The sequence below is a fragment of the Flavobacterium sp. genome, from assembly GCF_035456085.1.
Taxonomy (GTDB): Bacteria; Bacteroidota; Bacteroidia; order Flavobacteriales; family Flavobacteriaceae; genus Flavobacterium.
Window position 1 is genome coordinate 1 of the sequence record NZ_DATIDY010000182.1, and the last position, 3189, is coordinate 3189.

A 3189-nucleotide genomic window follows, 5' to 3' on the forward strand; every position below is an offset into this window, starting at 1 on the left:
TGTTTTTTTATTTATACGTTTTTATAATTTACCTTTGTGACACCAAAATCGCCAAAGTAATTATCTATATATAACCATTTCAAATGAGGATTTTCTTTTCTTTAATTTTTTTAGCTTTTCCGATACTGCTGTTTTCGCAGAAAAAAAAACAGGTTAATAGTGCTAAAGAAATTGATTATAATAGTAAATATAACTCTTCGGATTCTATAAAGAAGAAAAAAGCTCCAGAGGCAACTTATGATATGTATCAATTTATATCGTTAGATAGAGATACAACTTATGTTGATACTACACAATCTATTAGAAAAGAATATAGTCATAATTTATTGCGAAAAGATACTTTTGGACTGATGGAGTTTACTAATATTGGTCAAACTTATAATACGTTGCAATATGGTTTAGGCGGTTTTTCGCCTTATCCTGAATTTGGTTTTACGGCAAAACAATTCAATTATATAAAAGCCAACGAAATTAAATATGCCAATGTAGCGACGCCAATGACCGAATTGTATTTTAAAACTACTATTCAAAGGGGACAAAATGCGGATTCTTATTTCACAATAAATACTTCTCCGAGACTGAATTTTTCTATTGCTTTTAGGGCTTTGCGATCTGAAGGAAGATACATCAATCAACAAGCCAAAGCTGGAAATTTTAGATTTACAACTAGCTACAATACCAAAGACGGACGCTATGTTGGAAATTTGCATTATACTTCTCAGAAAATTGAAAATGAGGAAAACGGTGGAATTAGTAATGTTAGCGATTTTACAAGTGGGGATCCTTCGTTTGATAATAGAGAACGACTGGGAGTGTATTTTGAAGATGCTAAATCTACATTAAAAGGGGGGCGTTTTTTTCTTGATCAGGCTTTTAGAATCAATCCAACCAAAGGCGAAAATAACTTATACATTACCGAACAATTTAATTACGAAGAGTTTTATTATGGTTATAGACAACAAACAATTGGTTCGTCCGTTGATGGGCAATTGGTGCACCGTTTTGGCGAATCATTTGTAACTAGTGGTATCGATGATACAACGGACTATAATAAAATGTACAATAAATTGGGAGCGGTTTATGAAAACATGACGCTGGGAACCTTCACTTTTTTTATTGATGATTTACATTCTAATTATTTCTATAATAATATTTTGTATTTGGACGGAGAGTTAACTGTTCCTAATCTGTTGGATCAAGCTATAAATACTATCGGCGGACAATATAACTATCGCAAGGATAAATGGAATGGTAAATTTTTATATTCAAAATCAATTACCAATCAAAATTTGTCCAACTTAGACGCATCGGCATTGTATGATTGGAATGACGATATTCAGTTGTCATTTCGTTATCAGAGCATGAATAAATTGCCTAATAATAGTTATGATTTGTTCCAAAGCAGCTACAGAAAATACAATTGGTCTAATGATTTTGTGAGTGAAAAAATCAATTCCATTAGTGCAAATGCCGATACCAAATGGATTAATTTATCTTTGCAATTAAACACTATAAAAGATCATTTGTATTTTGCTGATATAACAACTGATCTAGAAAGAGCAGCAAGTATGCAAATTGTGGCTCCAGCTCAATATGGTAAAGCGATAAATTATGTTTCGCTAAAGGCTGCAAGAGAATTTGTTGTAGGCAAATGGGCTTTGGATAATACTTTGTTATTTCAAAAAGTGGATCAATCGGATGCAGTTTTGAATGTTCCAGAATTCGTAACCAGAAACTCTTTGTACTATTCTAATGCTTTATTCAAAAAGAAATTATTTTTCCAAACCGGAATTGTGTTTAATTATTTCACCAGTTATTATGCCAATAATTACAATCCGCTGATTGGTGATTTTTTCGTTCAGGATCGTGTCAAAATTGGAAATTTTCCATTGGTAGATTATTTTTTCAATGCCGAAATTCAAAGGACTCGTATTTATTTAAAAGCAGAACATGTCAATTCTTTGTTCTCAAAAAACAATTATTTTTCTGCTCCTGACTACCCTTATCGTGATTTCCTAATTCGTTTTGGAATAGTGTGGAATTTCTTTAATTAACATAGAAGAAAACGCATTTTAATAGTTATTTTGATTATAATCATTAAATTTACTTTAGCATAATCATGCTGAATTACTGTGATTTAAAGTTATAATCCCTCAAAATAACGTTAAAAATGGAATACTTCGAAAACATACTAGGAACTATTGGCAATACTCCATTAGTAAAACTCAATAAAATAGTTGCTGGAATTGATGCTTTGGTTTTAGCTAAAGTAGAAACCTTCAATCCTGGAAATTCAGTTAAAGACCGCATGGCTGTAAAAATGATCGAAGATGCCGAATCTGATGGACGTTTACGACCTGGCGGAACCATAATCGAAGGGACTTCTGGAAATACAGGAATGGGACTTGCATTGGTAGCTATCATCAAAGGTTATAAATTAATCTGCGTCATATCAGATAAACAATCCAAAGAAAAAATTGATATCCTAAGAGCCGTAGGTGCCAAAGTAGTGGTTTGCCCAACTGATGTAGAGCCTACAGATCCGCGTTCGTATTATTCGGTTTCTAAAAGATTAGCTCAAGAAACTCCCAATTCCTGGTATGTAAACCAATATGATAATTTATCGAATACATTAGCACATTATGAACAAACAGGTCCCGAAATTTGGAAACAAACTGGCGGGAAATTAACTCATTTTGTTGTTGGAGTAGGAACAGGCGGAACGATTTCGGGTGTTGGAAAATTCCTAAAAGAAAAGAATCCTAACATCAAAATTTGGGGAATTGACACCTACGGTTCCGTTTTTAAGAAATACCATGAAACTGGTATTTTTGATGAGAACGAAATTTATACCTATATCACAGAGGGAATTGGAGAAGATATTTTACCTAAGAATGTTAACTTCTCAATAATTGATGGTTTTACCAAAGTAACCGATAAAGACGCCGCCGTTTATACCCGAAAAATCGCTCTTGAAGAAGGAATATTTGTTGGGAATTCAGCTGGAGCTGTTGTAAAAGGGTTGCATCAACTCAAAGAGCATTTTAAACCAGATGATATTGTGGTTGTGATGTTTCATGATTCAGGAAGCCGTTATGTGGGTAAAATGTTCAACGATGATTGGATGCGGGAGAGAGGTTTTTTAGATGAGAATGTTACCAAAGCGGAAGATGTCATAAAAGATCATTT

General features: G+C 33.2%; 2 protein-coding genes. Both read left to right on the forward strand.

Annotated features, from left to right (window positions below; translation table 11 throughout):
- The first annotated feature begins 83 nt into the window (after positions 1 to 83).
- A complete protein-coding gene (locus tag VLC96_RS13735) occupies positions 84 to 2054 on the forward strand; it encodes a putative porin (protein ID WP_325263776.1) in 1971 nt (656 codons plus the stop codon).
- 116 nt (positions 2055 to 2170) lie between these two features.
- A partial coding sequence (locus tag VLC96_RS13740; RefSeq protein ID WP_325263778.1) for a PLP-dependent cysteine synthase family protein occupies positions 2171 to 3189 on the forward strand: 1019 nt, incomplete at its 3' end.

Bases quoted from the DNA above. Each gene is read 5' to 3' on its own strand.
- VLC96_RS13735 (WP_325263776.1), top strand. From the start codon at position 84: ATGAGGATTTTCTTTTCTTTAATTTTTTTAGCTTTTCCGATACTGCTG.